Source organism: Streptomyces sp. YIM 98790 (assembly GCF_011421595.1).
Taxonomy (GTDB): domain Bacteria; phylum Actinomycetota; class Actinomycetes; order Streptomycetales; family Streptomycetaceae; genus Streptomyces.
The window spans coordinates 25049-49586 of the sequence record NZ_WTLH01000011.1; the positions used below are offsets into that span (position 1 = coordinate 25049).

The following is a 24538-nucleotide window of genomic DNA, read 5'->3' on the forward strand; positions in this document are numbered from 1 at the left end:
TGTGAGCGAACACTTCGGCCGCACCGCGGACGGCACCCCGGTCGAGCGCTATCAGCTGAGCGCTCCGGGAATCCGTGCCTCGGTGCTCACCTTCGGATGCGTGGTGCAGTCCCTCGACGTCCCGGACTCCCGGGGCACGCCAGGAAACGTGGTGCTGGGACTGGACACCATGGACTGCTATCTCACCCGCAGCAGGTTCTTCGGCGCGGTCGTGGGGCGGTACGGCAACCGGATCGCGGACGCACGCTTCACCCTGGACGGCCGGACCCACGAGCTGCCGCGGAACCACGGCACCAGCAGTCTGCACGGGGGGCCGGAGGGCTTCGACAAGCGCGTCTGGCGGGTCGTCGGGTCCGCCGCGGACCGGATCAGCCTCGCCTACCGCAGCGAGGACGGCGAGGCCGGCTATCCCGGCACCCTGGACGCCACGGTCACCTACACGCTCGCCGGGCGTGAGGGCCCGGACGGCTTCGGGGAGCTGCGGATCGACTACCGCGCCGTCACCGACGCGCCCACCCACGTCAACCTGACCAACCACTCCTACTTCAACCTGGCGGGCGCCGACCCGTACGCCTCTCCGGGCCTGGGCACGGTGCACGACCACGAGGTGACCCTGCGTGCCTCACGGTTCCTGCCGGTGGACGACCGGCTGATCCCGACCGGCGAGCTGGCCCCGGTGGCCGGCACCCCCTTCGACTTCACCGCCCCGCGGCGGATCGGCGACCGGCTGCACGACGGGCACCCGCAGCTCAAGACCGCCGGCGGCTACGACCACTGCTGGGTCTTCGACGAGCCGGCCGGCCCGCTGCGCCCGGTGGCGCGGGTCACCGAGCCCCGCACCGGCCGCGCGCTGGAGGTCCTGACCACCGAGCCGGGAGTCCAGTTCTACTCTGGCAATATGCTCACGGACGCGGTGTACGGCCGGGGCACCGGCCTGTGCCTGGAGACCCAGCACTTCCCCGACTCCCCGAACCGTCCGGAGTTCCCCACGACCGTGCTGCGGCCCGGCCAGGTGCACTCCTCGACGACCGTGTACCGCTTCACCGCCGGAACCCCGGCGGGAGCCCGGTGAGCGACACCTGCGCGGCCGGGACGGGGCCGCGCGGTGCACGACGGACGCCCGGCGGGCCGTGGGCGCGGCCCGCGGGGCGCGACCCGCGCCCGCGCGGCGCGGGAGCACGGAACGACCTTGGGGGGACGGCGCAGTGGCGGTGACCATCCGGGATGTGGCACGGGCCAGCGGGGTCCACGTGTCCACCGTCTCCCGTACCTTCTCCGCGCCGCACCTGGTGAGCGCGGACACCCGCGACCGGGTGCTGGCCATCGCCGCCGAGCTGGGCTACCGGCCCAACCGGGCGGCCCGCGCGCTCACCNGCCAGCGGGGTCCACGTGTCCACCGTCTCCCGTACCTTCTCCGCGCCGCACCTGGTGAGCGCGGACACCCGCGACCGGGTGCTGGCCATCGCCGCCGAGCTGGGCTACCGGCCCAACCGGGCGGCCCGCGCGCTCACCACCGGCCGCACTCACAACCTGGGGCTGATCGTCTCCGACATCGCCAACCCCTTCTTCCCGCCGCTGATCAAGGCGGCGCAGGCGTATGCGCGGGAGCGCGAGTACCACGTCTTCGTGGCGGACACCGACGAGGACCCGCAGGCCGAGGAAGAGCTGATACAGACCCTCGCCAAGCAGGTCGACGGCGTGGTGCTGGTCGCGCCCCGGCTCACCAACCAGGCCATCGAGCGGCTGGGCATGGAGCTCCCCTTCGTGGTGGTCAACCGGAAGGTCAAGGGGCTGTCGGGGGTGCTGATGGACGTCGCCCAGGGCGCCGCCCTGGCGGTGGACCACCTCGCCGGGCTGGGCCACCGCCGGCTGGCCCTGCTCGGCGGCCCGCGCGGCTCCTGGACCAGCGAGCAGATGCGCAAGGCGGCGGAGGGCGCCGTGGCGCGCCACGGCCTGGACCTGACCGCCATCGGCCCGAACGCGCCGACCGAGGAGGGCGGCCAGGCCGCGGCCGCGGCCGTCCGGGAGAGCGGTGCCACCGCGGTGCTCGCCTACAACGACCTGGTCGCCATAGGCGTCATCGAAGGGCTCGGGGAGCTGGGCACCGAGGTGCCCCGGGACGTCAGCGTGGTCGGCGTGGACGACACGGTGGCCGGACGGCTCAACCGCCCCAAGCTCACCACCATTGTCATGCCCACCCCCGCAGCGGGCCGTACCGCGGTCGATCTGCTGCTCCAGGCCGTGGACGCGGGGGGCAGCCGCACCGCGGCCCAGACGACCCTGGAGACCAGCCTCATCGTCCGGGAATCCACCGGCCCGGCACCGGCCTGATCCCGCCGGCCGCCCCGGCCGCGAGGGCGCCGCACCCGCTCCGGGTGCGGCGCCCTCGCGCCGTTCCCCCCTGGCACCGGCCCCGCGCGCCGCCGACCGGGGCGGAGGTTAGGCATGCCTAACGTGATGAACGGCATTCACCCTGGTCAGGCAGCGGCTTGCCGGGTGTCCACGAATTACGCAACAATGGCGTTGTGAAAAAGCGGGACGGGCGACGGCAGACGCGCGAGACGGCGGTGGTCGAGGAGACCCCCGTCGCCGCGGGGATGTCCGCGGCCGCCGAGGAGCAGCAGGGCACCCGCCGCCGGGTGGCCCGCTCCATTCTGGACCACGGGCCGTCCACCGCCGCCGAGCTGGCCGGCCGGCTGGGCCTGACCCAGGCGGCCGTGCGCCGCCATCTGGACGCACTGGCCGGCGAGGGCACGGTCGAGGCCCGCGAGCAGCGGGTGTACGGCCACCGCGGCAGGGGGCGTCCGGCCAAGGTGTTCGCGCTGACCGACGCGGGCCGCGGCTCCTTCGGCCAGTCGTACGACGAGCTGGCCGTGGAGGCGCTGCGCTGGATCGCCGGCCGCGCGGGCGAGGGCGAGGACGCCCGGCAGGCCGTGCTGGCCTTCGCCCGGGCGCGGGCCGCCGCCCAGGCGGAGCGGTACCGTGCCGTGCTGGAGCAGCAGGCCGGTGACGGGTCGCCGACCGAGGCGCTGGCCCGGGCACTGTCCCGGGACGGTTACGCTGCTGTGGCGCGCGCCGCCCCGGCGGCCGCCGGGGAGCAGCTCTGCCAGCACCACTGCCCGGTGGCGCATGTGGCGGAGCGGTTCCCGCAGCTCTGCGAGGCGGAGACGGAGGCGTTCTCCCGCCTGCTGGGCACCCATGTGCAGCGCCTGGCCACCATCGCCCACGGGGACGGGGTCTGCACGACCTTCGTTCCGGCGGCGGGGCACACCGCCCCGCACACCGAGCACCGCGGATCCGCCGCGGCGAAGACCACCACCGACAGCACTGCCGGGAGGAACCCCGCATGACGCTCCCCACGGAGACCGCCCACCCCGAGCTGGAGGGCCTGGGCAGGTACGAGTACGGCTGGGCCGACTCGGACATCGCCGGCGCATCGGCCCGGCGCGGCCTCTCCGAGGAGGTCGTCCGCGACATCTCCGCGAAGAAGGCCGAGCCCGAGTGGATGCTCAGGCTGCGGCTGAAGGGCCTGAAGCTCTTCGGCAAGAAGCCCATGCCCAGCTGGGGCTCGGACCTGTCCGGCATCGACTTCGACAACATCAAGTACTTCGTGCGGTCCACCGAGAAGCAGGCCCAGTCCTGGGAGGACCTGCCGGAGGACATCCGCAACACCTACGACAAGCTGGGCATCCCGGAGGCGGAGAAGCAGCGGCTGGTGGCCGGTGTCGCCGCGCAGTACGAGTCCGAGGTGGTGTACCACCAGATCCGCGAGGACCTGGAGAAGCAGGGCGTCGTCTTCCTGGACACCGACACCGCGCTCCGCGAGCACCCGGAGATCTTCCAGGAGCACTTCGGCACCGTGATCCCGGCCGGGGACAACAAGTTCGCCGCGCTGAACACGGCCGTGTGGTCCGGCGGCTCCTTCATCTACGTGCCGAAGGGCGTGCACGTGGACATCCCGCTGCAGGCCTACTTCCGGATCAACACCGAGAACATGGGCCAGTTCGAGCGGACCCTGATCATCGTGGACGAGGACGCCTACGTCCACTACGTGGAGGGCTGCACCGCCCCGATCTACCAGTCGGACTCGCTGCACTCGGCGGTGGTGGAGATCATCGTCAAGAAGGGCGGGCGCTGCCGCTACACCACCATCCAGAACTGGTCGAACAACGTCTACAACCTGGTGACCAAGCGTGCGGTGGCCTACGAGGGCGCCACCATGGAGTGGGTCGACGGCAACATCGGCTCCAAGGTCACCATGAAGTACCCGGCCGTCTACCTGATGGGCGAGCACGCCAAGGGCGAGACCCTGTCGGTGGCCTTCGCCGGCGAGGGCCAGCACCAGGACGCCGGCGCCAAGATGGTGCACATGGCGCCGAACACCTCCTCGAACATCGTCTCCAAGTCGGTGGCCCGGGGCGGTGGCCGCACCTCCTACCGCGGTCTGATCGAGATCGGCGAGGGCGCGGCCGGCTCCAAGTCCAATGTGCTGTGCGACGCCCTGCTGGTGGACACCGTCTCCCGTTCCGACACCTACCCGTACGTGGACGTGCGGGAGGACGACGTCACCATGGGCCACGAGGCCACCGTCTCCAAGGTGAGCGACGACCAGCTCTTCTACCTGATGCAGCGCGGCCTGTCCGAGGACGAGGCCATGGCGATGATCGTGCGCGGCTTCGTCGAGCCGATCGCCAAGGAGCTGCCGATGGAGTACGCCCTGGAGCTGAACCGGCTGATCGAGCTGCAGATGGAGGGCGCGGTCGGCTGACGCCGCGCCGCGCACCTCCGTCAGCGACCGATCCCGTACCCGTCCGCGGAAGCAGAAAGCGAGCACGACAACAGCCATGGCCAAGGCCCAGACCCCTACCCCGGCCGGCACCCCTGCGGGTGCCGCCGGCGGCGGCGCCGTCGCGGTGGCCGCCGAGTCCACCGTCGCCACCCGGATGAGCGCCCCGCCGTCCTTCGACGTGGCCGACTTCCCGGTCCCGCACGGCCGGGAGGAGGAGTGGCGGTTCACCCCGCTGGAGCGGCTGCGCGGCCTGCACAGCGGCACGGCCAGGGCCGACGGCTCGGTCAAGGTGGACATCTCCGCCCCGGACGAGGTCACCGTCGAGACCGTCGGCCGGGACGACGCCCGGCTGGGCCGGGCCGGTACCCCGGTCGACCGGGTGGCCGCCCAGGCCTACTCCTCCTTCGAGAAGGCCGTGGTGGTCACGGTGCCGGCCGAGCGGGTGCTGGACGAGCCGATCCGGCTCACCGTGCACGGCGAGGGCGGGGTCACCTTCGGCCACACCGTCTTCGAGCTCAAGCCGTTCGCCGAGGCGGTGCTGATCCTGGACCACACCGGTGACACGGTGCGCGCCGCCAACGTCGAGTACGTGCTCGGCGACGGCGCCCGGCTCACCGTGGTCTCCGTGCAGGACTGGGACGACACCGCCGTCCACGTCTCCCAGCACAACGCCCTGGTCGGCCGGGACGCCGCGCTGAAGTCCGTCGTGGTGACCTTCGGCGGCGACCTGGTCCGGCTGCACCCCCGGGTCGGCTTCGCCGGGCCGGGCGGCGAGGCCGAGCTGTACGGCCTGTACTTCACCGACAACGGCCAGCACCACGAGCACCGGCTGTTCATCGACCACGACTCCCCGAACTGCCGCTCCCATGTGGCCTACAAGGGCGCCCTGCAGGGCCAGGACGCGCACGCGGTGTGGGTCGGCGACGTGCTGATCCGGGCCCGGGCCACCGGCACCGACACCTACGAGCTCAACCGCAACCTGGTGCTCACCGACGGCGCCCGGGTGGACTCGGTGCCCAATCTGGAGATCGAGACCGGCGAGATCGCCGGTGCCGGGCACGCCTCGGCCACCGGCCGGTTCGAGGACGAGCAGCTCTTCTACCTGATGGCCCGGGGCATCCCGGCCGAGGAGGCCCGCCGCCTGGTGGTGCGCGGCTTCTTCGCCGAGCTGGTCCAGCAGATCGGCGTGCCGGACGTCGAGGAGCGGCTGATCGCCAAGCTGGAGGCCGAACTGGAGGCGTCGATCGCATGAGCTCCGCCGCCCCCGCCGGGCCGGCCGCCGAAGGCTTCGTCCAGGTCTGTGTCCTGAAGGAGCTGGAGGAGGACATGCCCAAGCGCGTGGAGATCGGCGAGACCCCGGTCTCCGTCGTCCGTACCGAGGGCGAGGTGTTCGCCGTCTACGACATCTGCTCGCACGCGAACGTCTCGCTCTCCGAGGGCGAGGTCGAGGACTGCCAGATCGAGTGCTGGCTGCACGGCTCCATGTTCGACCTGCGCACCGGCGAGCCCTCCGGCCCTCCGGCCACCCGTCCCATCCCCACCTATCCCGTCAAGATCGTTGGAGACGGCCCCGACGCGGCTGTGCTCGTCTCCGTCACCCAGGAGTCCTAGTTCCCCATGGCAACGCTTGAGATCAACGACCTGCACGTTTCCGTCGAGACCGAAGGCGGTCCCTCGGAGATCCTGCGCGGTGTCAACCTGACCGTGAAGCAGGGCGAGACCCACGCCATCATGGGGCCCAACGGCTCCGGCAAGTCCACCCTGGCCTACTCGCTGGCGGGTCACCCCAAGTACACGGTCACCGGCGGCACGGTCACCCTGGACGGGGAGGACGTGCTGGAGATGGCGGTGGACGAGCGGGCCCGGGCCGGTGTCTTCCTCGCCATGCAGTACCCGGTCGAGGTGCCGGGTGTGTCCGTCTCCAACTTCCTGCGCACCGCCGCCACCGCCGTCCGCGGCGAGGCCCCCAAGCTCCGGACCTGGGTGAAGGAGGTCAAGGAGGCCATGGCGCGGCTGGAGATGGACCCGGCCTTCGCCGAGCGCAACGTCAACGAGGGCTTCTCCGGCGGTGAGAAGAAGCGCCACGAGATCCTCCAGCTGGAGCTGCTCCGGCCGAAGATCGCGATTCTCGACGAGACCGACTCCGGTCTGGACATCGACGCCCTGCGCACGGTCTCCGAGGGCGTCAACCGGGTGCGGGGGTCCGGCGAGGTCGGCACCCTGCTGATCACCCACTACACCCGCATTCTCCGTTACATCCAGCCCGACCACGTGCACGTCTTCGCCAGGGGCCGGATCGTCGAGTCCGGCGGTCCGGAGCTGGCGGAGAAGCTGGAGGCCGAGGGCTACGAGCAGTACGTCAAGGGAGGCGCTGCCGAGTGAACCTGCCCGGCCTCCTCGACACCGAGGCGATTCGCAAGGACTTCCCCGTTCTGGACCGGGTGCTCCATGACGGGAAGAAGCTGGTGTACCTGGACAACGCGGCGACCTCGCAGAAGCCGCGCCAGGTGCTCGACGCACTCCAGCAGTACTACGAGCTGCACAATGCCAATGTGCACCGCGGCATCCATGTGCTCGCCGAGGAGGCCACGGCCCTCTACGAGGGCGCCCGCGACAAGGTCGCCGCGTTCATCAACGCCCCCAGCCGGGACGAGGTGATCTTCACCAAGAACGCCTCGGAGTCACTGAATCTGGTGGCCAACATGCTCGGCTGGGCGGACGAGCCCTACCGGGTGGACGGGCGCACCGAGATCGTCATCACCGAGATGGAGCACCACTCCAACATCGTGCCGTGGCAGCTGCTCGCGCAGCGCACCGGAGCGACGCTGAAGTGGTTCGGCATCACGGACGACGGCCGGCTGGACCTGTCCCGGATCGACGAGATCATCACGGAGAAGACCAAGATCGTCTCCTTCGTTCTGGTCTCCAACATCCTGGGCACCCACAACCCGGTGGAGACCATCGTCCGCCGTGCGCAGGACGTCGGTGCCCTGGTGCTGATCGACGCCTCCCAGGCGGCCCCGCACATGGCGCTGGACGTCCAGGCGCTGCAGGCCGACTTCGTGGCCTTCACCGGCCACAAGATGTGCGGTCCGACGGGCATAGGGGTGCTGTGGGGCCGGCAGGAGCTGCTGGAAGACCTGCCGCCCTTCCTGGGCGGCGGGGAGATGATCGAGACGGTCTCCATGCACTCCTCCACCTACGCCCCGGCCCCGCACAAGTTCGAGGCCGGCACCCCGCCGATCGCCCAGGCGGTCGGTCTGGGCGCGGCCGTGGACTACCTGTCCTCCCTCGGCATGGACCGGATCGCCGCCCACGAGCAGGCCCTCACCGAGTACGCGCTGCAGCGGCTGCGGGACATCCCCGGGCTGCGGATCATCGGTCCGGAGACGGCGGAGGACCGCGGCGCGGCGATCTCCTTCACGCTGGGCGACATCCATCCGCACGACGTCGGCCAGGTTCTGGACGAGCAGGGCATCGCGGTACGGGTGGGGCACCACTGCGCCCGCCCGGTCTGCCTGCGGTTCGGAATTCCCGCGACCACCAGGGCGTCGTTCTATCTGTACTCCACGCCGGCCGAGGTGGACGCCCTGGCCGGGGGGCTGGAGTACGTCCGGAACTTCTTCGGCTGACCGGCGCGAGGGAATGACTCCATGAAGCTGGATTCGATGTACCAGGACGTGATCCTGGACCATTACAAGAACCCGCACGGGCGCGGGCTGCGCGACGGCGATGCCGAAGTGCACCACGTGAACCCGACCTGCGGTGACGAGATCACGCTCCGGGTCAGCCTGGAGGGCGAGACCATCCGGGACGTCAGCTACGAGGGCCAGGGCTGTTCGATCAGCCAGGCCAGCGCCTCGGTGCTGAACGAGCTGCTGGTCGGCAAGGAGCTGCCGCAGGCCCGGCGGATCCAGGAGACCTTCCTGGAGCTGATGCAGTCCAAGGGCCGGATCGAGCCGGACGACGAGATGGAGGAGCTGCTGGAGGACGCCGTGGCGTTCGCCGGCGTCTCCAAGTACCCGGCCCGGGTCAAGTGCGCGCTGCTGTCCTGGATGGCCTGGAAGGATGCCACCGCCCAGGCCCTGGGCACCGGCGGAAAGGAACCCCACCCCGCATGACCACCACCGACACCGACACGACCGCCCTGCCCGCCGAGGACGAGATCCGCGAGGCCCTGCACGACGTCGTCGACCCGGAGCTGGGCATCGACGTGGTCAACCTCGGTCTGGTCTACGGCATCCACGTCGACGACGACAAGTCCGTCACCCTGGACATGACCCTCACCTCGGCGGCCTGCCCGCTGACCGAGGAGATCGAGGAGCAGGCCAGGGCGGCCACCGACGGCCTGGTGAGCGAGCTGCGGATCAACTGGGTCTGGATGCCCCCGTGGGGTCCGGACAAGATCACCGACGAGGGGCGTGAGCAGCTCCGCGCCCTCGGCTTCAACGTCTGACCCGCGGTCCGGCCCGCAGTCCGGCCCGCAGGACCGGCGCACCCCGTCCGAGCCCCTGTCCGCCCGCACCGGCGGCCGGGGGCGGGCGGGGTTTTTCCATGACGTCTTCCGCGGGGCGGGGGGTTTGAACGGCCTGTCGCTGCGGGCAGGCTGGAGGAGGAGCCGGAAGGGGGGCACGGCTTGCTTCGGCTTTGCATCATGCAGTTCACCCTTTGTACATCCACACAGGTGGATGACGTCACAAGGCCGGTTTACCCTGCCCGGAACCATACGCCGCCATTCGCCGTCCTGCGGCGGGCTGGGGAGGAGAATCCGGGTGCAGTTCAGAATCGGTAGGCCGGTGCGCCGCGCAGCGGCCGGGGTGCGGAAGGAGTCCCCGAGGGACGGCTCCGACCTCGCGGCCCGCATCCACGAGTGCGCGGTCATCGGCGGGCAGCTTGCCGGCAACGCCGATCCGCAGCGGCAGAAGCTCGCCGAGGCGATCCGCACGCTGACCGCCGCCTACGCGGCCGCGCTGAGCAGACCGGCCGACGCGGAGTCCCTCCTCTCCGACGACCGGAGCTGGCCCAAGTCCCACCCGGAGATCTTCGACGGCCTGATCCAGACCGGGCGCATCGCGGCCGAGCTCCAGACCGAAGACCTGCTGGCCTTCGCTCTGCGCATCACCGACACCCTGCTCGCGGTGCGCAAGGACTCCCGGGCCACCTGGCGCCTTCGCGCCCGGGTGCTGGACCTGAAGGGGGACGACCGGGCCGCCGTCGCCGCCCACGAGCGCTACCTCCAGGTCTGCACCCTCGACGACCTGGGCATCGGTGCCCGCGTCACCGGGCTGAAGCGGAGCCGGGAGCGGTTCACCGAGTGCCTGCACCTGCTGCGGGAGCGGAATCCGCGGGCCGCGGAGCAGGCCGGCGAGCCCGAGGCGGAGCTGTGGTCCCGGGCCGTGGCGCTGCGCGAGGCGGGCGACCGTGCGGGCGCCGAGGAGCTGATGACCGCCGCCCTGGATGCCATGGAGCGGGCCGGACGCCCGCTGGGCGAGCTCAGCGCGACCCTGACCTCACTGATCGACATGCTGATGGAGGACGGCGGGGTCCCCGGGCCGCGCGAGACGCGGCTGCTCGACGCCTACTCCGAGCACCGGCGGCTGCTGCGCCGCGAGGAGACCCCGGAGCCGCTGCTCGGCGGCAGCCGGGTGATCGGCATCAGCGACTTCCGCAATCTCATCGCCGGCAAGTCGGTCTGCCTGGTGGCCAACTCCAACAAGGTCGGGGAGAGCCGGATGGGCGAGGAGATCGACTCCTACGACCTGGTGGTCCGCTTCAACTCCTTCCGGATCGACGCCGCCCACACCGGCCGGCGCACCGACATCCACGCCACCATCCACAAGCACAACTACAACTGGGACGTCCCGGTGCAGACCCGGCTGGTCTTCGGCGGCAAGGCGGGCGCCTGGGGCACCTCGCTGCGCCGCCGCCTGGTGCCGGGCGCCCAGACCTACATCAACGACCGCACCCTGCGCTGGCCGGTGCGCGAGGTCGGCAAGGTGTCGGTCAAGGCCTGGCCGTCCATCCCCACCAGCGGTTTCAACATGCTCTGGCTGCTGGATTTCCTCGACGTCAGCCCGCGCATCGATCTCATCGGCTTCGACTTCTACGCCTCCGGCGCCTACCGGCTGCCCGACGCCATGAAGCATCCGATCACCGCGGTCCACGAATACCGCCGCGAGCGCGAGTGGATCATGGCCCGCGCCCGCCACTCCGATGAGATGAGGATCGCCCTCCGATGACCACCAGCACCTCCGCGCAGCCCCTCAAGCGGCGGGTGGCCTTCGCCTCCTACGTGGACGAGAACTACCTGCCCGGCTTCCTCACCCTGCTGCGCTCCCTCGCCCTGACCAACCCGGGCGTGTGCGAGGACTTCGTCGTCCTCTACGACGACCTGCGGCCGGTCTCCGTGGCGAAGATCCGCAATCTGCACCCGCGGATCGTGCTGCGCCGCGTGCGCGACGCGCACTACGCCGACTTCGTCAAGGGAGACCCGCACAACTACCTGGTCCGCAAGGCCTACTTCATCCTGGACGTGTTCCGGATCCGGGAGTACGACACCGTCATCACCCTGGACACCGACATGGTGGTGCTGGGCGACATCGGCGAACTGCTGCGCATGCGCACCGGCCTGGGCGCGGTGGCCCAGTTCTTCCACGGCCAGGACAAGCTCAACAGCGGTCTGCTGGTGATCCAGCGGGAGTACCTGACCGACGAGTTCTGCGCCCGGATCGACGCCACCGGCCGCTCCGGCGAGTACGAGCTCGACAAGCACGACCAGGGCATCCTCAACGCCGTGCTGGCCGGCGGTTTCGTGCGCATCGACCCGCGCTACAACTTCGTCAAGCGCCGCCTGTCCGGCAACCTGCCGGTGCCCGAGGACACCGTCATCCTGCATTTCACCGGCCGCCACAAGCCCTGGAACGGCGGCGAGCGCGGCTACGAGCTGGCCGAGGCCGCGTGGCGCGAGTACGAGCTCAGCGACGCGGAGTTCCGCGAGCGGTTCTTCGCCCTGGACGGGCCCAATCACCCCGACCTGGTGCGCCACTACGGCCGCCAGGCGCTGCGCGACGGCACCGTGCTCTCCGTGGCCCAGCAGGTCGCCGCCGCCTGCCAGGAGCAGGGCCGCTACCGGGAGGCGGTGGAGGTTCTCTCCGGCTTCCGCATCCCCGTCCGCCGCCACGCCGCGCACCAGCTGCTGGGCACCGCGCTGATGGCCGAGTCCCGGTACGCCGAGGCCGAGGCGCACCTGCTGCTCGCCGCCGCCGACCCGGCCGGCGCCGCCAAGGCGTTCGGCAAGCTCTCGCAGCTGCGCTGGATCGTCCGGGACGACCAGGGCGCCCAGCGCTACGCCCTGCGGGGCCTGGCCGGCGATCCGACCGACCGGCTGCTCGGCATCCACCAGCGCCGCACCGCCACGCCCGGGGCCAGTGACGACCCGGGTCCGGGCCGGGCCTGGTCCTCCGGCGCCCCGGCCGGGGAGCCGTCAGCGCAGCTCGCCCACGTGGCGTTCTACATGGACGGCCAGGGCAACGCGGGCGACAAGGTGCTGCCGGACTCGGTGCGGCTCTGCTTCGGCAACGACAACGGCCCGGCCGCCTGGCACCCCGAGCATGTGCACCGGGTCTTCGACGAGGGCGCGCTGGAACGCGTCAACCAGCGGCGCGGCCTGGTGATCGGCGGCGGCGGGCTGTTCATCCCGGACACCTCGCCCAACGGCAACAGCGCCTGGCAGTGGAACGTCCCGGACGAGATGATCCGGCGCATCGAGGTGCCGGTGGCGGTCTTCGCGGTGGGCTACAACAACTTCGAGGGGCAGGAGTACGCCCGCTCGCGGTTCGACGAGAGCCTGCGCACCCTGGCCGAGCGGGCCGACTTCTTCGGGCTGCGCAACAACGGCTCGGTGCAGCGGGTGCGCGATCTGCTGCCGGCCGCGCTGCGCGACAAGGTGGTCCACCAGCCCTGCCCGACCACGGTTCTGCGGCACCTGGTGCCCGGCTGGCAGGACCCGGTGCGGCGGGCCGACACCGTGCTGGTCAACTGCGCGTACGACCGCTCCGGGCTGCGCTTCGGCCATGACTACGGGTACTTCCTGGAGCAGATGGCGCAGGCCGTGCGGCAGCTGGGCGAGCACGCCGAGGTGCGGTACGCGGCGCACGCGGTGACCGATGAGAAGTTCGTCTTCGATCTGCGCCGGGAGCACGGCATCAGCATGCCGGTGGACCCGATGTACGACTGGTCCACGGAGAAGATCCTCGACGAGTACGCCCGCACCCGGCTGGTGATCGGCATGCGCGGGCACGCCGGGATGATCCCGTTCGGCTGTGGCACCCCGATCATCAGCCTGGTCTCACACCCCAAGCTGGCCTATTTCCTCGCCGACATCGACCGCCCGGAGTGGGGGGTGTCGGTGCACGAGCGGGAGCTGGCGGCCCTGCTGGTGGAGCGGGCGCGCGGCATGCTGGACGCGCACCGGGAGGCGGTCGCCGATGTGCACGGCCGGCAGGAGCTGCTGTGGCGGATCACCCGCGGCAACATGGACCTGCTGGGCGATCTGCTGAAGACGCCGGCCGGCTGAGCGCCGGCGCAGCGGGCGCCGCACAGGCCGCGGGGCCGGTCCGGGTACTCCCGGACCGGCCCCGCGGCCCGTCTCCGGCCGTGCCGCCGTTATCCGCCGTGCGCTGCTGTGTACGCCCGTACGCATGCTTGTGTACGCTCGTACATATGGTGTATCTGACCCTGGCGGGTGCCATCCTGGCGGAGATCCTCGGCACCACCGCGATGAAGTACAGCGACGGTTTCAGCAGGCTGTGGCCGACGCTCACCACCGCGGTCTGCTATCTGCTGGCCTTCACGCTGCTGGCCCGGACCCTGAAGACCATGGAGGTGGGCATCGCCTACGCCATCTGGGCGGGCGTCGGCACCGCGCTGATCGCCGTGATCGGCGTGGCGGTCTTCCACGAAAGCGTCACCGCGCTCAAGATCACCGGCCTGCTGCTGGTGATCGCCGGCACCGCCGCGCTCCATCTCGGCGGGAGCCACTGATGGCCGGAGCCACCCGCCGCCACGACCCCGACCGCCGCCGCCGGATCACCGAGGCCGCCCTGCGGGTCATCCGCGAGCGCGGCATCTCCGGCCTCAGCCACCGGGCCGCGGCGGCCGCCGCCGATGTCCCGCTGGGCTCCACCACCTACCACTTCGCCGGCCTGGACGACCTGCTGCTGGCCGCGCTCCGGGAGGTCAACGCCGCCTGGCTGGCCCGCTTCCGGACGTGGTCCGACTCGGTGGACCCGCACCGCCCGGTGGCCGAGGAGATCACCCGCTTCGTGGCCGGGTCGCTGGCCGCCGAACGCGGCCGCACCGAACTGGAGTACGAGCTCTACTTCGCCGGGCTGCGCAACCCCGTGGTGCGCCCGGTCGCCGCGGGCTGCCTGGAGGAGATGGTGGCCGTGCTGCGCCGCCACATCCCCGACGAGGACACCGCACGCGCGGTGATCGCCCTGCTCGACGGCCTGATGCTCCAGTACCTGCTCACCGGCCGCCCGTTCCGCCCCGAGGAGGTGCGCGCCCAGCTCGCCCGCCTGCTTCCCGCTGCCCCGCAGGGCGCCCCGCCGCACTCCGGGACCGGTTCGCCCCCGCCCGCCGCGGCCGGTTAGCGTAACCCCCATGACCGCCACTGAAACACCCGCGACCGGCGGCGCGGTCGCCACCGGAATCGCCCGCATCGCCGAGGACGGCACCGTCCTGGACACCTGGTACCCCAGCCCCGGCCTCAGCGCCGATCCCGGGCCGGCCGGGACCACCCGGCTCAGCGAGGAGGAGGCCGCCGGGATCTTCGGGGAGGCCGTCCACGAAACCCTCGGCCAGGACGAGGTGCTGGGCCTGGAGACCGCGGCGGTCCGCACGGTCATCACCGCGCTGACCGACAAGCCGCTGGACGCCCACGACGTCTACCTGCGCCTCCACCTGCTCAGCCACCGGCTGGTACGGCCCCACGGGCTCAACCTCGACGGCATCTTCGGCCTGCTGGCCAATGTCGCCTGGACCAACTACGGCCCGGTCCCGGTGGACAGGGTGCCCGCCGTGCGGCTGGCCGCCGCCTTCGGCGCCGAGGTGCCCCTGGCGGTCACCAGCGTGGACAAGTTCCCGCGGATGACCGACTACGTGGTCCCCTCCGGGGTGCGGATCGGCGACGCGGACCGCGTCCGGCTCGGCGCCCACCTGGCCCCCGGCACCACCGTGATGCACGAGGGCTTCGTCAACTTCAACGCCGGCACCCTCGGCTCCTCCATGGTCGAGGGCCGGATCAGCGCCGGTGTCGTGGTCGGCGACGGCACCGACATCGGCGGCAGCGCCTCGATCATGGGGACCCTGTCCGGCGGCGGCAAGGAGGTCATCTCGCTGGGCGAGCGCTGCCTGCTGGGCGCGCAGGCCGGCATCGGCATCTCGCTGGGCGACGACTGCGTGGTCGAGGCCGGGCTGTACGTCACCGCCGGCACCCGGGTGACCCTGCCGGACGGCCAGGTGGTCAAGGCCCGCGAACTGTCCGGCGCCGACAACCTGCTGTTCCGCCGCAACTCCACCACCGGCGCCGTCGAGGCCCTGCCCCGCTCCGGCTCCTGGGGCGGCCTCAACGCCGTGCTGCACAGCAACGACTGATCCGCGCCGCGCGGCCCCGCCCCCGGCCCCGTTCCCGGCCCCGGGGCGGGCAGCCGGCCCGGGGCCGCGCGGAGTTGACGGGAATCCGTAACCGGGAGGTAGCGGTCGGCCACCGTGTCTAGGCTGGAGCACTGCAGAACGCTGCCGATCCGTGCCGTCCGTCGCGAGGAGCCGCCCGTCATGTCCGTTCCGGACCGTCCCGCCATGCCGCCCGTCCGGCTGCCCTCCGAAGCCGAACTGGCCCGCGAGGCGCTGGCCGCACCCCTGTTCGCGCGCGCGGTCCGGCTGGCCCGCTGGGCCGCCGACGGCGTCCCGGTCGGTGTGGCCGGGGAGCTGACGGACGGCCACCTCAAGGACGCCACCCTCCGGCTCGGCCTGGCCGAGGAGTCCGACGGCCCGGCCCTGGCCGCCGACGCCTGGTCCTTCGCCCTCGAATCCGGCCTGGTGGAGACCGACGGGGAGGGCGGCGCCGTCGCCCTGGCCCGGCCCGGTCCCGGTCTGGACCGCGTCACCGGGGGATCGCCCGAGGAGATCCTGCGGATCTGGGAGGACGGCCTGGAGGCCGTGCTGGCCGACGCCGCCGCGCCCGGCATCGAGGATCTCGCCGGGAACCTGGACGGCGTCATCGGCGAGGACGGCTCCGTCGACACCGAGGCCCTCGGCCGGGCGGCGGCCGACTGGGACCCGGAGGAGGAGGGCGGCCTGCTGGACGCCGCCCTCGGCAACCTCTATCTGCTCTCCGCCGGGGACGAGAACGTGGCGGCCGGGGCCATGGTCCCGCTGCCCGTGCTGGCCATGTCCCTGACCGCGCCGGAGGAGATGGACGAGCCCAGCAACGAGGTGCTGGACAGCATCTCCATGGTCATGATGCGGCTGGACGAGCTGTTCCTGCTGCTGACCTCCACCGGTGTGATCGAGTACGACCCGGTGGACGAGACCCTCGGCACCGAGGACGATCCCGGCCCGGCCGCCGAGGGCGAGGACGAGGAGGAGGACCTCTCCCGGTACGGCCAGGTGCGCCTGACCGCGCTCGGCGTCCACAGCGTGCGCCGCCGGCTGGCCGCCGCCGGGATCGGCACCCCCGCCGTCGGCGATCTGGCCAGGGGCGGCGCGGCGGAGCTGCTCCTGGCCCTGCCCTCGCTCCCCGAAGCCCTGGTCCGCGAGGAGACCGACGGCTGGCTGAGGCGGCACGGACCGGGGGCCGACGGCCTGCGTGCCCTGCTCGCCGCCGCCCGCGGCAACGACCCGGCCGCGCCGGTACGGCGGCTCGGCTGCCAGCTCGCCCTCTCCCTCGCCGACACCACCGCCGAACCCGTGCTCCGGGAGGTCCTGGACGACCCGGAGCTGGGCGGCCTGGCAAGGGTCTGGCTCGCCGAACGCGGCATCACCGATGTCCCGGCCCCGGCCAGGGAGGCGGTGTTCTGGCTGGCCATCGACACCCTGGCCGCCCAGCTCGGTCTGCTCCCGGCCGAGCTGGAGGAGCCCCCGGAGGAGCTGACCGAACTGGTCGTCGGTCTGGTCGACCAGCACAGCGGCTTCTTCGACCGCGCCTGGCGGGTGGACCACCCGGCCACCCCCGAGGTGCTGGAGGCGATGAGCCGCGTCCACCCCGACCGCGACGCCGCCAAGGCCGCGCGCCGCGCCGCCTTCAAGTCCCGCAGCCGGCCGTGAGCGGCGCGCCGGGCCGCCGCCGGCTCATCCGGCGGCGGGCGGCCAGGGATCCGGGCGGCTGGTGAACGGGCCGCCCAGCCAGGCGCGGTCGTGCTCGGTGGCACGGGCGGCGGGGTCGGCGAGGATGCGGTCGGCATACCGCTCGGCATCGTCCTGCGGCTCGTACCCCAGCGCCCGGGCCGGGGCGAGGTCCAGCCAGCCGCGGGTGTTGGCGGAGACGCCGTAGACCACGGTGTGGCCCACCTCGGGAGCGGTCAGCGCGGCATGCACCAGCCGGGCGCAGTCGTCCGGGCTCAGCCAGGTGGACAGCGACCGCTCGTACGGCGGCGGCTCGGTGGCGCAGGAGCCGATGCGCAGCGAGACCGTCTCGATGCCGGCCCGGTCCCAGTAGAGCTGGGCCAGGTCCTCGCCGAAGCACTTGGACAGCCCGTAGTAGGTGTCGGGGCGGTGCGGGCCGCCCACACCGACCCTCGGCTCTCCCGGGCCCGGGACGGCGGCGAATCCGGTGGCGTGCACGCTGGACGCGTAGACGATCCGCAGGATGCCCTCGGCCCGCGCCGCCTCGTACAGGTGGAAGGTGCCGACCATATTGGTGCGCAGAATGGCGTCGAAGCTCTCCTCGCCGGGCAGCGCGGCCAGATGGACCACGGCGTCCATGCCGCGCACCGCCTCGCGCAGCGCCGCGGTGTCGTCCAGATCGGCGACCACGGCCTCGGGTCCGGAGCCGGAGCCCGTTGCGGAGCCCGTTCCGGGCGCGGGGGCCGGAAGCGGGACGCGGTCGAGGAGACGGAGACGGTAACCGTAGCCGGGCAGCCGCTCGCGCAGCATGGTGCCGACGCGTCCGGCGGCGCCGGTGAGCAGCACGGTACCTGGTGAGGACATGTGGGGGTTCCCTCTCCTTCGTGGCGCGGGACCTTGTGGGGGGAGCGTGCCGGGTCCTGCTTATTCTGCTGTCCGGTCCGGCTGGTGCGCCGGTGGTGGTGCGAGTGGAGGTCGGTGAAGCCGATGCCAGAAGTAACTGATGAGGTGCCCGCGACGATACGGGGCACGGTAGCGGACGGTTTCGAGCCGGTGCGCGAGGAGTTCGCCGCGCTGCTGCGCGAGACGCCCGGACACGCCGCTCAGGTTTCCGTCCATGCCGGGGAACGTCAGGTCGTCGATCTGTGGGGCGGGCCCGGCATCGAGGGGGACACCCTGACCGGGGTGTTCTCCAGCACCAAGGGTGCGGCCTATCTTGCCGTGGCGCTGCTGATCCAGGCCGGGGAACTGGAGCTGGACCGGGAAGTCACCGCCTACTGGCCGGAGTTCGGGGCGGAGGGCAAGGGTGCCGTGACCGTCCGTGACCTGCTGAGCCACCGGGCCGGGGCGATCGGCACGGACCGGGGCTTCACCGTGGAGGAGCTGTCCGACGACCGCGTCGTGGCCGAGCGGGTGGCCGCCCACCACCCCTACTGGCGGCCCGGCTGCGGCTTCGGCTACCACGCCCTGACCATCGGCGCGCTGGCCGGCGAGGTGCTGCGCCGGATCACCGGCCGCACCATGCAGCAGTTCTACGAGGAGGAGATCCGCGCACCCCACGGCATCGACTTCTACATGGGGCTGGGAGAGGAACTGGAGCACCGGGTGGCCGAGGTGCTGCCGGCCCGCCTCACCCCCGAGGAGCGCCGGGAGGCGGAGGCGTCCGCCTCCGCACCGGACAGCCTGGGCGGCATCGCGGGCAACGAACACCGCCCGGAGCAGCCGCCGCTGGCGGAACTGCCCAACCAGCGCTGTGTGCGGGCCGGCGGCCCGGCCTCGGTCGGCGGGGTGGGCTCGGCGCGCGGACTGGCCCGGCTGTACGCGGCGGCGATCAGCGGCACCGGCGGACGCGGGCCGCTGCTGCGGCCGGAGACCGCGGCGCTGGTGGCGCGCCCGCACTCGGTGGGCCACGACATGGTGCTCGGCAACCACCGCTGCTTCGGGCTCGGCTTCATGACCGGGCTGCCGTTCCTGGGCGCCGGCTCGTTCGGGCACGACGGCGCGGGCGGCTCGATGGCGTTCGCCGATCCGCGCACCGGGCTGGCCTTCGGCTATGTCCGGCGCCGCTTCCCGCACCCGGGCGGCGCCGGTCCGGACGCCGAGCGGCTGAGCAGGGCGGCCCGCCGCTGCGTGCTGGGCTGACCGCGTTCCGCGGGCGCCCCCGCGGTGCGGTGCGGCGGTGCGGTGCCGCGGTGCGGGCCGCTGACCGCGGGCCGCGGGGAGCGTGACGGGGCGTGACCGGGGTGTGGGAAGAGTCCTGCTCAGGGACGCCGAAGCGACTCGATTGGGTAACGGACCGGCATCCTGTCCCCAGGTGAAACCTGTACCGGTCACCGGCCCGGCACAATCCCCCCGTCGGTCCTGTCAGTTCTGTCAGTTCTGTCAGTCCCGACGGTCCCGACGGCCCCGTCAGTCCCCTCCCAGCCCGAGGAGCAGAGGTCCACCCCGATGTCACCTTCCTCAGCACCCACCGGACAGGTGGGCACGGAGCACCGGCACCCGCTGATCCGGCGGATCGACTCCTACTTCCAGATCTCCGCCCGCGGCACGTCCTTCGCCCGTGAGGTGCGCGGCGGCCTGGCCACGTTCTTCACCATGGCCTACATCCTGGTGCTGAACCCGATCATCCTGGGCGGCGCCCAGGACGTGAACGGCGAGCAGCTCGACTTCGGGCAGCTGGTGACGGCCACCGCCCTGGTCGGCGCGGTGATGACGGTGCTCATGGGGGTGACGGCCAATCTCCCGCTGGCGCTGGCCGCCGGCCTCGGGCTGAACGCCATGGTCGCCTACGGCCTGGCGCCCCGGATGACCTGGCCGGACGCCATGGGCCTGGTGGTCCTGGAGGGCATTCTGATCTGCCTGCTGGCGGCCACCGGGCTGCGCGAGGCGGTGATGCACGCCATCCCGATGCCGCTCAAGCACGCCATCGGCGTGGGCATCGGCCTGTTCATCTCGCTGATCGGCATGGTGAACGCGGGCTTCGTCAGCCAGGGCGACGGCACGGCGGTCACCCTGGGCACCGACGGCAGTCTCACCGGCTGGCCGGTGCTGATCTTCTGCGTGGGTGTGCTGCTGGCCTTCGCGCTGCTGGTCCGCAAGGTCAAGGGCGCGATCCTGATCAGCATCGTCACCATGACCGTGGTGGCGATGGCCGTCAACGCCGTGGCCGACGGCATCGAGTGGGGCCTGACCACTCCACAGTGGCCGGACGACCTGGTGGCCGCCCCCGACTTCGGGCTGATCGGCGAGTTCAGCCTGTTCGGCGCCTTCGCCGAGGTGAGCGTGATCACCGTGGTGCTGCTGGTGTTCACGCTGTTCCTCACCGACTTCTTCGACACCATGGGCACGGCGGTGGGCGTCACCGGCGAGGCCGGGCTGCTGGACGAGCGCGGCCGGGTGCCCCGGCTGGGCCGGCTGCTGTTCGTGGACGGCCTGGCCACGGTGGGCGGCGGTGCGGCCTCGGCCTCCTCCGCCACCTCCTACATCGAGTCGGCGGCGGGTGTCGGCGAGGGCGCGCGGACCGGCTTCGCCAACCTGGTCACCGGCGGACTGTTCGCGTTCGCCCTGTTCTTCGCTCCGCTGGCCGCCGTGGTCCCCGCACAGGCGGCGGCACCGGCGCTGGTGGCGGTCGGCTTCCTGATGATGACCCAGGCCGCCCGGATCGACTGGTCGGACATCACTCTGGCCGTCCCGGCGTTCCTGACCATGGCGGTGATGCCGTTCACCTTCTCCATCACCAACGGCATCGGCGCGGGCTTCATCGCCTACGCGGTGCTGATGGCGGTGGTGGGCCGGGCGCGCAAGGTGCACTGGCTGCTGTGGGTGGCGGCGCTGCTGTTCGTGGTCTACTTCGCCATCGACCCCATCGAGCAGCTTCTGGGCGTGCGCTGACCTCGTGCCGCGGCGCTGTCAGCCGGCGGTGGCGTCGTCCGGCGCGGCGGGGGCGGTGCGGGCCTGGAGGGGGAGGCGGGCGAAGAGCCGCCAGCGGCCGTTCTCGGTGCCCCAGCGGGCGGCACCGCCGAGCAGCGCGGCACGTTCCGCCACACTCTCCAGGCCCGGGTCCCCGCCCGGCCGGGGCAGCGCGCTGCCGCCGCCCGTCCCGGCCGCGTTCTCCAGGGTGATGGTCAGCTCGGTGCGGTCCGCGGCCACGGTGAGCCGCACCGGCCGGTCCCGGGCATGCCGCAGCAGGCTGGAGAGGCCCTCCTGGACGACCCGGTAGCCCTCGCGGGACACCGGTCCCGGCAGCCGGTCCACCGGATCCAGCCGCTCCAGCCGTACCCGCAGGCCGGCCGTGCGGCTGCCGTCCAGCAGGCCCGGCAGGTCCGCCAGGGTGGGCGCGGGCGCCGTCTGCGCGTCCTCGCCGTCCCGCAGCAGACCGACCAGGGTGCCGAGCTCGGCGAGCGCCTGGTGGCTGGTCTGTTCCATGGCGGAGAGCGCGCCGCGCACGAAGGCGGGGTCGGAGTCCAGCACCTTGCGGGCGGCGGCGGCCTGGGAGGCGACCGCGCTGAGCGAGTGGACCACGGAGTCGTGCAGCTCGCGGGCCAGCCGGCTCCTGGCGGCCAGCCCGGCCGCCAGCCGCTCGGCCTCTGCCAGCCGGTCCGCCGCGGTCGGGCCCAGCAGCGGCGGGGCCAGCCGGGCCAGCAGCGACCCGGCCGCCGCCACCGCGATCAGCAGCCCGGCCAGCAGCGACATCCCGGCGGCCGGGGCCAGTGCGGCGGGCAGCGCACTGTCCGCCAGCAGGCTGTCGGCGAGCCCCGGTACGAAGGGGACCGCGAGCAGTACCGAGGCCATCGGCGGCACACAGACCGTGGCCGCGCCGGCCAGGGCGCCCAGCTCCAGGTGGACCACGTTCCACACCGCGGTGCGGCGGCGGGCGGCGCCGGCCGCGACCGCGCGGCTCTCCGGCGGCAGCGGCAGGGCCTCCGGGCCGACGCTCAGCGCCCGCGCCGCCCGGATCTGGAGCATCCGCAGGTCGAGCAGCATTTCACAGGCCGCGATCAGCGGCGCGGACACGGCCAGGGCCAGCAGGTGCAGCGAGGGGTCCGGCCACCCGCCGTCGCCCGGAACGGCCAGCACCAGCACGGCCAGCGTGAGCAGGTAGTACGGCAGGCAGAGCACGCTGCCCAGCAGCAGATGCGCCCAGCGCCGTCGCACCAGGGTCATGCGGGGCGTGGTGCGGGGCGCGGTGCGCCGGTGCGGTGGACGGCCCGGGGGCGGGCGAGGGCCCGGGCGCCGACGGCAGGCAGCTGTGATCGGCTGATCATCTGGCCAGACTAGGCCAACGGCGGCGGCTCGGGGGGCGGTTCACCACTCCTTGGTGGTGGCAGCCAGTGATGGGGCGGTGGCCGAGGGAGACCGGCGGGCCAGCTCACCCGCACGGAGAGCCGGCCCGCTGTCTGCCCCGGAGAACACCCCACGGGGGACCGCCCGGCGCACCCCTCAACGCGACAAGCGGTTGCGTGATCCTCGCGCTTTCTCGCCCATACATCAAGAGGGCATGCATCTATCGCTGCAACCGCTTGCGGGATAGGCTGCGATGAGCTCCGGCGGGCGGCTGCCGGGCGCGGGGCGGGCGCCTTGCTCGCGCCGCGCGGCGGCCGATAGGGTCCGAGGGGCGGAATTCGCAGATGCAGACGATGTTCGGCATCCCGGCCGAGAGTGTTGAGAGTCCGGTGGAACGGCAGGAGGAGCAGGCGGTGCCAGCACCAGTGTGGAGCGTCGACCCCCGGACGGGGCAGCAGCGCGAACAGGTCGGCCTGGAGGCCACCGCCGCCGACGTGGACGCGGCGGTGCGCGCGGCAGAGGCCGCCCGGGAGCAGCTCGCCGACCGTGCCGCGCGGACCGCCCTGCTGCGCGCCGCTGCCGCGCAGCTGGAGGCGGCGGGCGAGGAGATCGTGCGCACCGCCGATGCCGAGACCGCCCTCGGCGAGGCCCGGCTCCGGGGCGAACTGGCCCGCACCACCGGACAGCTGCGGGCCTTCGCGGACGAGGCCGAGGACGGCGGCCACCTCGGCGTGATCATCGACCACGCGGACCCCTCGCTCACCCCGCCCCGGCCCGATCTGCGGCGCTACCGCATCCCGCTGGGCGTGGTCGCGGTGTACGCCGCCTCCAACTTCCCGCTCGCCTTCTCGGTGCCAGGGGGTGACACCGCCAGCGCGCTGGCCGCGGGATGCCCGGTGGTGGTCAAGGCCCACCCGGACCACCCGGCCACCTCCGAGCTGTGCGCCGCCGCGCTGCGCCGGGCCGCGGCCGAGGCGGGGCTGGACGCGAACGTGGTGAGCGTGGTGCACGGCTTCGAGGCCGGGGTGGAGCTGGTGCAGCATCCGCTGGTGGCCGCGGCCGGGTTCACCGGCTCGGTGCGCGGCGGCCGCGCGCTGTTCGACGCGGCGGCCGCCCGGCCGGTGCCGATCCCGTTCCACGGCGAACTGGGCAGCCTCAACCCGGTGGTGGTCACCCGGGCCGCGGCCGAGGAGCGGGCCGAGTCCATCGGTGCCGGGCTGGCCGGCTCGATGACCCTGGGCACCGGCCAGTTCTGCACCAAGCCCGGCCTGGTCTTCACCCCGGCCGGCGCGGCGGGTGACCGGCTGGTGAAGTCCCTGGCCGAGCGGCTGGCCCAGGCCCCCGAGGGGATCATGCTGGACGCCCGGATGCGGGAGGCGTTCGCCGACGGCGTGGCCTCCCGCAGCCGGCTGGCGGAGGTGCAGGCGCCGGTCGCCGCGGGCCGCGGCGGCAACGGCGGAGTGACCGCCGGTTTCCTCACCGTCCCGGCCGGGAGGCTGGCGGACGGCGGTGAGGAGTACGCACTGCTGCTGGAGGAGTGCTTCGGGCCGGTCACCGTGATCGCCCGCTACCAGGAGCCGGCCGAGGTGAGCGCGGCGCTGCAGCGGCTCGGCGGCTCGCTGACCGCGACCGTGCACCTCGGGGACGGCGAGGGCCGTGAGTCGGGCGGCGAGGCCGCGCGCCTGCTGGCCGAACTCCGGCCGCGCGCCGGACGGCTGCTGGTGAACGGCTGGCCGACCGGGGTGGCCGTCGCCCCGGCCCAGCACCACGGCGGCCCCTACCCGGCGACCACCACGACCTCCACCTCGGTCGGCGCCACCGCCATCGAGCGCTGGCTCCGCCCGGTCGTCTACCAGGACACCCCGGAGGCCCTGCTGCCGCCCGAGCTGCACGACGACAACCCGCTCCGCCTGCCGCGCCGCGTGGACGGCCGCCGCGAGGAGCCGGCCGCCGGCTGACGGCTCCGGGGGAGGACACCGGAAGAACGGCACCGGCCCGCCGCGCACCGTGCGCGGCGGGCCGGTGCCGTCCCGGCTGTCCGGTGCGCGCCGTGCGGGTCACGTCGGGAGTACGGAAGCTGGTGGGCGGGTGTTCATTTTTGTGGTGACCTGTGGTCACCAC

21 protein-coding genes and 1 pseudogene are annotated in these 24538 nt (G+C 72.8%); 20 read left to right on the plus strand and 2 right to left on the minus strand.

Annotated elements, in window-relative coordinates:
* The first annotated feature begins 1 nt into the window (after nt 1).
* The 17 genes and pseudogenes from GQS09_RS03810 (at nt 2) to GQS09_RS03890 (ending at nt 17116) form a co-directional block, all read left to right on the plus strand.
* On the plus strand, nt 2-1072 hold the full coding sequence (locus GQS09_RS03810) for an aldose epimerase family protein (RefSeq protein ID WP_313895977.1): 1071 nt from the start codon (nt 2-4) through the stop codon (nt 1070-1072).
* Nucleotides 1073-1386: 314 nt separating this feature from the next.
* Nucleotides 1387-1479 (plus strand): annotated as a pseudogene (locus GQS09_RS30250) (LacI family DNA-binding transcriptional regulator); the annotation flags it as partial.
* The gene (locus tag GQS09_RS03820) at nt 1453-2331 is read left to right on the plus strand and encodes a LacI family DNA-binding transcriptional regulator (RefSeq protein ID WP_313895980.1); all 879 of its coding nucleotides are present in this window, start codon (nt 1453-1455) and stop codon (nt 2329-2331) included. The pseudogene GQS09_RS30250 and the gene GQS09_RS03820, both read left to right, overlap by 27 nt.
* Before the next feature lie 266 nt (nt 2332-2597).
* Nucleotides 2598-3350, plus strand: a complete 753-nt coding sequence (locus GQS09_RS03825) for a metalloregulator ArsR/SmtB family transcription factor (protein WP_165984566.1) — start codon at nt 2598-2600, stop codon at nt 3348-3350.
* Nucleotides 3347-4768: a Fe-S cluster assembly protein SufB gene (gene sufB, locus GQS09_RS03830; RefSeq protein ID WP_165984529.1), complete on the plus strand. Its 1422-nt coding sequence runs from the start codon at nt 3347-3349 to the stop codon at nt 4766-4768. The genes GQS09_RS03825 and sufB overlap by 4 nt, the downstream gene beginning before the upstream one ends.
* A gap of 76 nt (nt 4769-4844) precedes the next feature.
* Entirely contained in the window at nt 4845-6041 is a 1197-nt protein-coding gene (sufD, locus tag GQS09_RS03835; protein WP_165984530.1) for a Fe-S cluster assembly protein SufD, read from the plus strand.
* Nucleotides 6038-6400 carry a non-heme iron oxygenase ferredoxin subunit gene (locus GQS09_RS03840; protein ID WP_165984531.1) on the plus strand — a complete coding sequence of 121 codons (363 nt, stop codon included), beginning with the start codon at nt 6038-6040 and terminating at the stop codon, nt 6398-6400. Before sufD ends, GQS09_RS03840 begins: the two co-directional genes overlap by 4 nt.
* 6 nt (nt 6401-6406) lie before the next feature.
* The gene (gene sufC / locus GQS09_RS03845; RefSeq protein WP_165984532.1) at nt 6407-7171 is read left to right on the plus strand and encodes a Fe-S cluster assembly ATPase SufC; all 765 of its coding nucleotides are present in this window, start codon (nt 6407-6409) and stop codon (nt 7169-7171) included.
* Nucleotides 7168-8421 carry a cysteine desulfurase gene (locus GQS09_RS03850; RefSeq protein ID WP_165984533.1) on the plus strand — a complete coding sequence of 418 codons (1254 nt, stop codon included), beginning with the start codon at nt 7168-7170 and terminating at the stop codon, nt 8419-8421. The genes sufC and GQS09_RS03850 overlap by 4 nt, the downstream gene beginning before the upstream one ends.
* Nucleotides 8422-8442: 21 nt before the next feature.
* Nucleotides 8443-8910: a Fe-S cluster assembly sulfur transfer protein SufU gene (sufU, locus tag GQS09_RS03855; RefSeq protein WP_165984534.1), complete on the plus strand. Its 468-nt coding sequence runs from the start codon at nt 8443-8445 to the stop codon at nt 8908-8910.
* Complete coding sequence (locus GQS09_RS03860) at nt 8907-9245, plus strand: metal-sulfur cluster assembly factor (RefSeq protein WP_165984535.1); 339 nt, start codon at nt 8907-8909, stop codon at nt 9243-9245. The genes sufU and GQS09_RS03860 overlap by 4 nt, the downstream gene beginning before the upstream one ends.
* 316 nt (nt 9246-9561) lie before the next feature.
* Nucleotides 9562-11028: a glycosyltransferase family 29 protein gene (locus GQS09_RS30575; protein WP_313895978.1), complete on the plus strand. Its 1467-nt coding sequence runs from the start codon at nt 9562-9564 to the stop codon at nt 11026-11028.
* Complete coding sequence (locus GQS09_RS03870) at nt 11025-13364, plus strand: glycosyltransferase (RefSeq protein ID WP_165984536.1); 2340 nt, start codon at nt 11025-11027, stop codon at nt 13362-13364. The genes GQS09_RS30575 and GQS09_RS03870 overlap by 4 nt, the downstream gene beginning before the upstream one ends.
* A 146-nt stretch (nt 13365-13510) precedes the next feature.
* On the plus strand, nt 13511-13831 hold the full coding sequence (locus GQS09_RS03875; RefSeq protein WP_165984537.1) for a multidrug efflux SMR transporter: 321 nt from the start codon (nt 13511-13513) through the stop codon (nt 13829-13831).
* Entirely contained in the window at nt 13831-14442 is a 612-nt protein-coding gene (locus GQS09_RS03880; protein WP_165984538.1) for a TetR/AcrR family transcriptional regulator, read from the plus strand. Before GQS09_RS03875 ends, GQS09_RS03880 begins: the two co-directional genes overlap by 1 nt.
* 10 nt (nt 14443-14452) lie before the next feature.
* On the plus strand, nt 14453-15445 hold the full coding sequence (gene dapD / locus GQS09_RS03885; RefSeq protein WP_165984539.1) for a 2,3,4,5-tetrahydropyridine-2,6-dicarboxylate N-succinyltransferase: 993 nt from the start codon (nt 14453-14455) through the stop codon (nt 15443-15445).
* 180 nt (nt 15446-15625) lie between these two features.
* Nucleotides 15626-17116, plus strand: a complete 1491-nt coding sequence (locus tag GQS09_RS03890; RefSeq protein WP_165984540.1) for a hypothetical protein — start codon at nt 15626-15628, stop codon at nt 17114-17116.
* Between the two features lie 24 nt (nt 17117-17140).
* Here the strand turns inward: GQS09_RS03890 and GQS09_RS03895 are convergent, their stop codons facing one another.
* A complete protein-coding gene (locus tag GQS09_RS03895; RefSeq protein WP_165984541.1) occupies nt 17141-17998 on the minus strand; it encodes an NAD(P)-dependent oxidoreductase in 858 nt (285 codons plus the stop codon).
* Between the two features lie 144 nt (nt 17999-18142).
* On the opposite strand from GQS09_RS03895, the gene GQS09_RS03900 reads away from it, so the two are divergent.
* Both GQS09_RS03900 and GQS09_RS03905 read left to right on the plus strand, forming a co-directional pair.
* On the plus strand, nt 18143-19276 hold the full coding sequence (locus GQS09_RS03900) for a serine hydrolase domain-containing protein (RefSeq protein ID WP_313895979.1): 1134 nt from the start codon (nt 18143-18145) through the stop codon (nt 19274-19276).
* A gap of 306 nt (nt 19277-19582) precedes the next feature.
* Nucleotides 19583-21025, plus strand: coding sequence for an NCS2 family permease (locus tag GQS09_RS03905; RefSeq protein WP_165984543.1), 1443 nt, complete (start codon nt 19583-19585; stop codon nt 21023-21025).
* Nucleotides 21026-21043: 18 nt separating this feature from the next.
* Here the strand turns inward: GQS09_RS03905 and GQS09_RS03910 are convergent, their stop codons facing one another.
* Nucleotides 21044-22297 (minus strand): sensor histidine kinase, encoded by a 1254-nt coding sequence (locus tag GQS09_RS03910; protein WP_165984544.1) that lies wholly within the window; start codon nt 22295-22297, stop codon nt 21044-21046.
* A 545-nt stretch (nt 22298-22842) separates the two neighbouring features.
* Here GQS09_RS03910 and GQS09_RS03915 point away from each other — a divergent pair.
* A complete protein-coding gene (locus GQS09_RS03915) occupies nt 22843-24375 on the plus strand; it encodes an aldehyde dehydrogenase (NADP(+)) (protein ID WP_165984568.1) in 1533 nt (510 codons plus the stop codon).
* The last annotated feature ends 163 nt before the right edge of the window (nt 24376-24538 follow it).

Bases quoted from the DNA above. Each gene is read 5' to 3' on its own strand.
- GQS09_RS03825 (WP_165984566.1), top strand. From the start codon at position 2,598: ATGTCCGCGGCCGCCGAGGAGCAGCAGGGCACCCGCCGCCGGGTGGCC.
- sufB (WP_165984529.1), top strand. From the start codon at position 3,347: ATGACGCTCCCCACGGAGACCGCCCACCCCGAGCTGGAGGGCCTGGGC.
- sufD (WP_165984530.1), top strand. From the start codon at position 4,845: ATGGCCAAGGCCCAGACCCCTACCCCGGCCGGCACCCCTGCGGGTGCC.
- GQS09_RS03840 (WP_165984531.1), top strand. From the start codon at position 6,038: ATGAGCTCCGCCGCCCCCGCCGGGCCGGCCGCCGAAGGCTTCGTCCAG.
- sufC (WP_165984532.1), top strand. From the start codon at position 6,407: ATGGCAACGCTTGAGATCAACGACCTGCACGTTTCCGTCGAGACCGAA.
- sufU (WP_165984534.1), top strand. From the start codon at position 8,443: ATGAAGCTGGATTCGATGTACCAGGACGTGATCCTGGACCATTACAAG.
- GQS09_RS03860 (WP_165984535.1), top strand. From the start codon at position 8,907: ATGACCACCACCGACACCGACACGACCGCCCTGCCCGCCGAGGACGAG.
- GQS09_RS03870 (WP_165984536.1), top strand. From the start codon at position 11,025: ATGACCACCAGCACCTCCGCGCAGCCCCTCAAGCGGCGGGTGGCCTTC.
- GQS09_RS03875 (WP_165984537.1), top strand. From the start codon at position 13,511: ATGGTGTATCTGACCCTGGCGGGTGCCATCCTGGCGGAGATCCTCGGC.
- GQS09_RS03880 (WP_165984538.1), top strand. From the start codon at position 13,831: ATGGCCGGAGCCACCCGCCGCCACGACCCCGACCGCCGCCGCCGGATC.
- dapD (WP_165984539.1), top strand. From the start codon at position 14,453: ATGACCGCCACTGAAACACCCGCGACCGGCGGCGCGGTCGCCACCGGA.
- GQS09_RS03890 (WP_165984540.1), top strand. From the start codon at position 15,626: ATGTCCGTTCCGGACCGTCCCGCCATGCCGCCCGTCCGGCTGCCCTCC.
- GQS09_RS03895 (WP_165984541.1), bottom strand. From the start codon at position 17,998: ATGTCCTCACCAGGTACCGTGCTGCTCACCGGCGCCGCCGGACGCGTC.
- GQS09_RS03905 (WP_165984543.1), top strand. From the start codon at position 19,583: ATGTCACCTTCCTCAGCACCCACCGGACAGGTGGGCACGGAGCACCGG.
- GQS09_RS03910 (WP_165984544.1), bottom strand. From the start codon at position 22,297: ATGACCCTGGTGCGACGGCGCTGGGCGCATCTGCTGCTGGGCAGCGTG.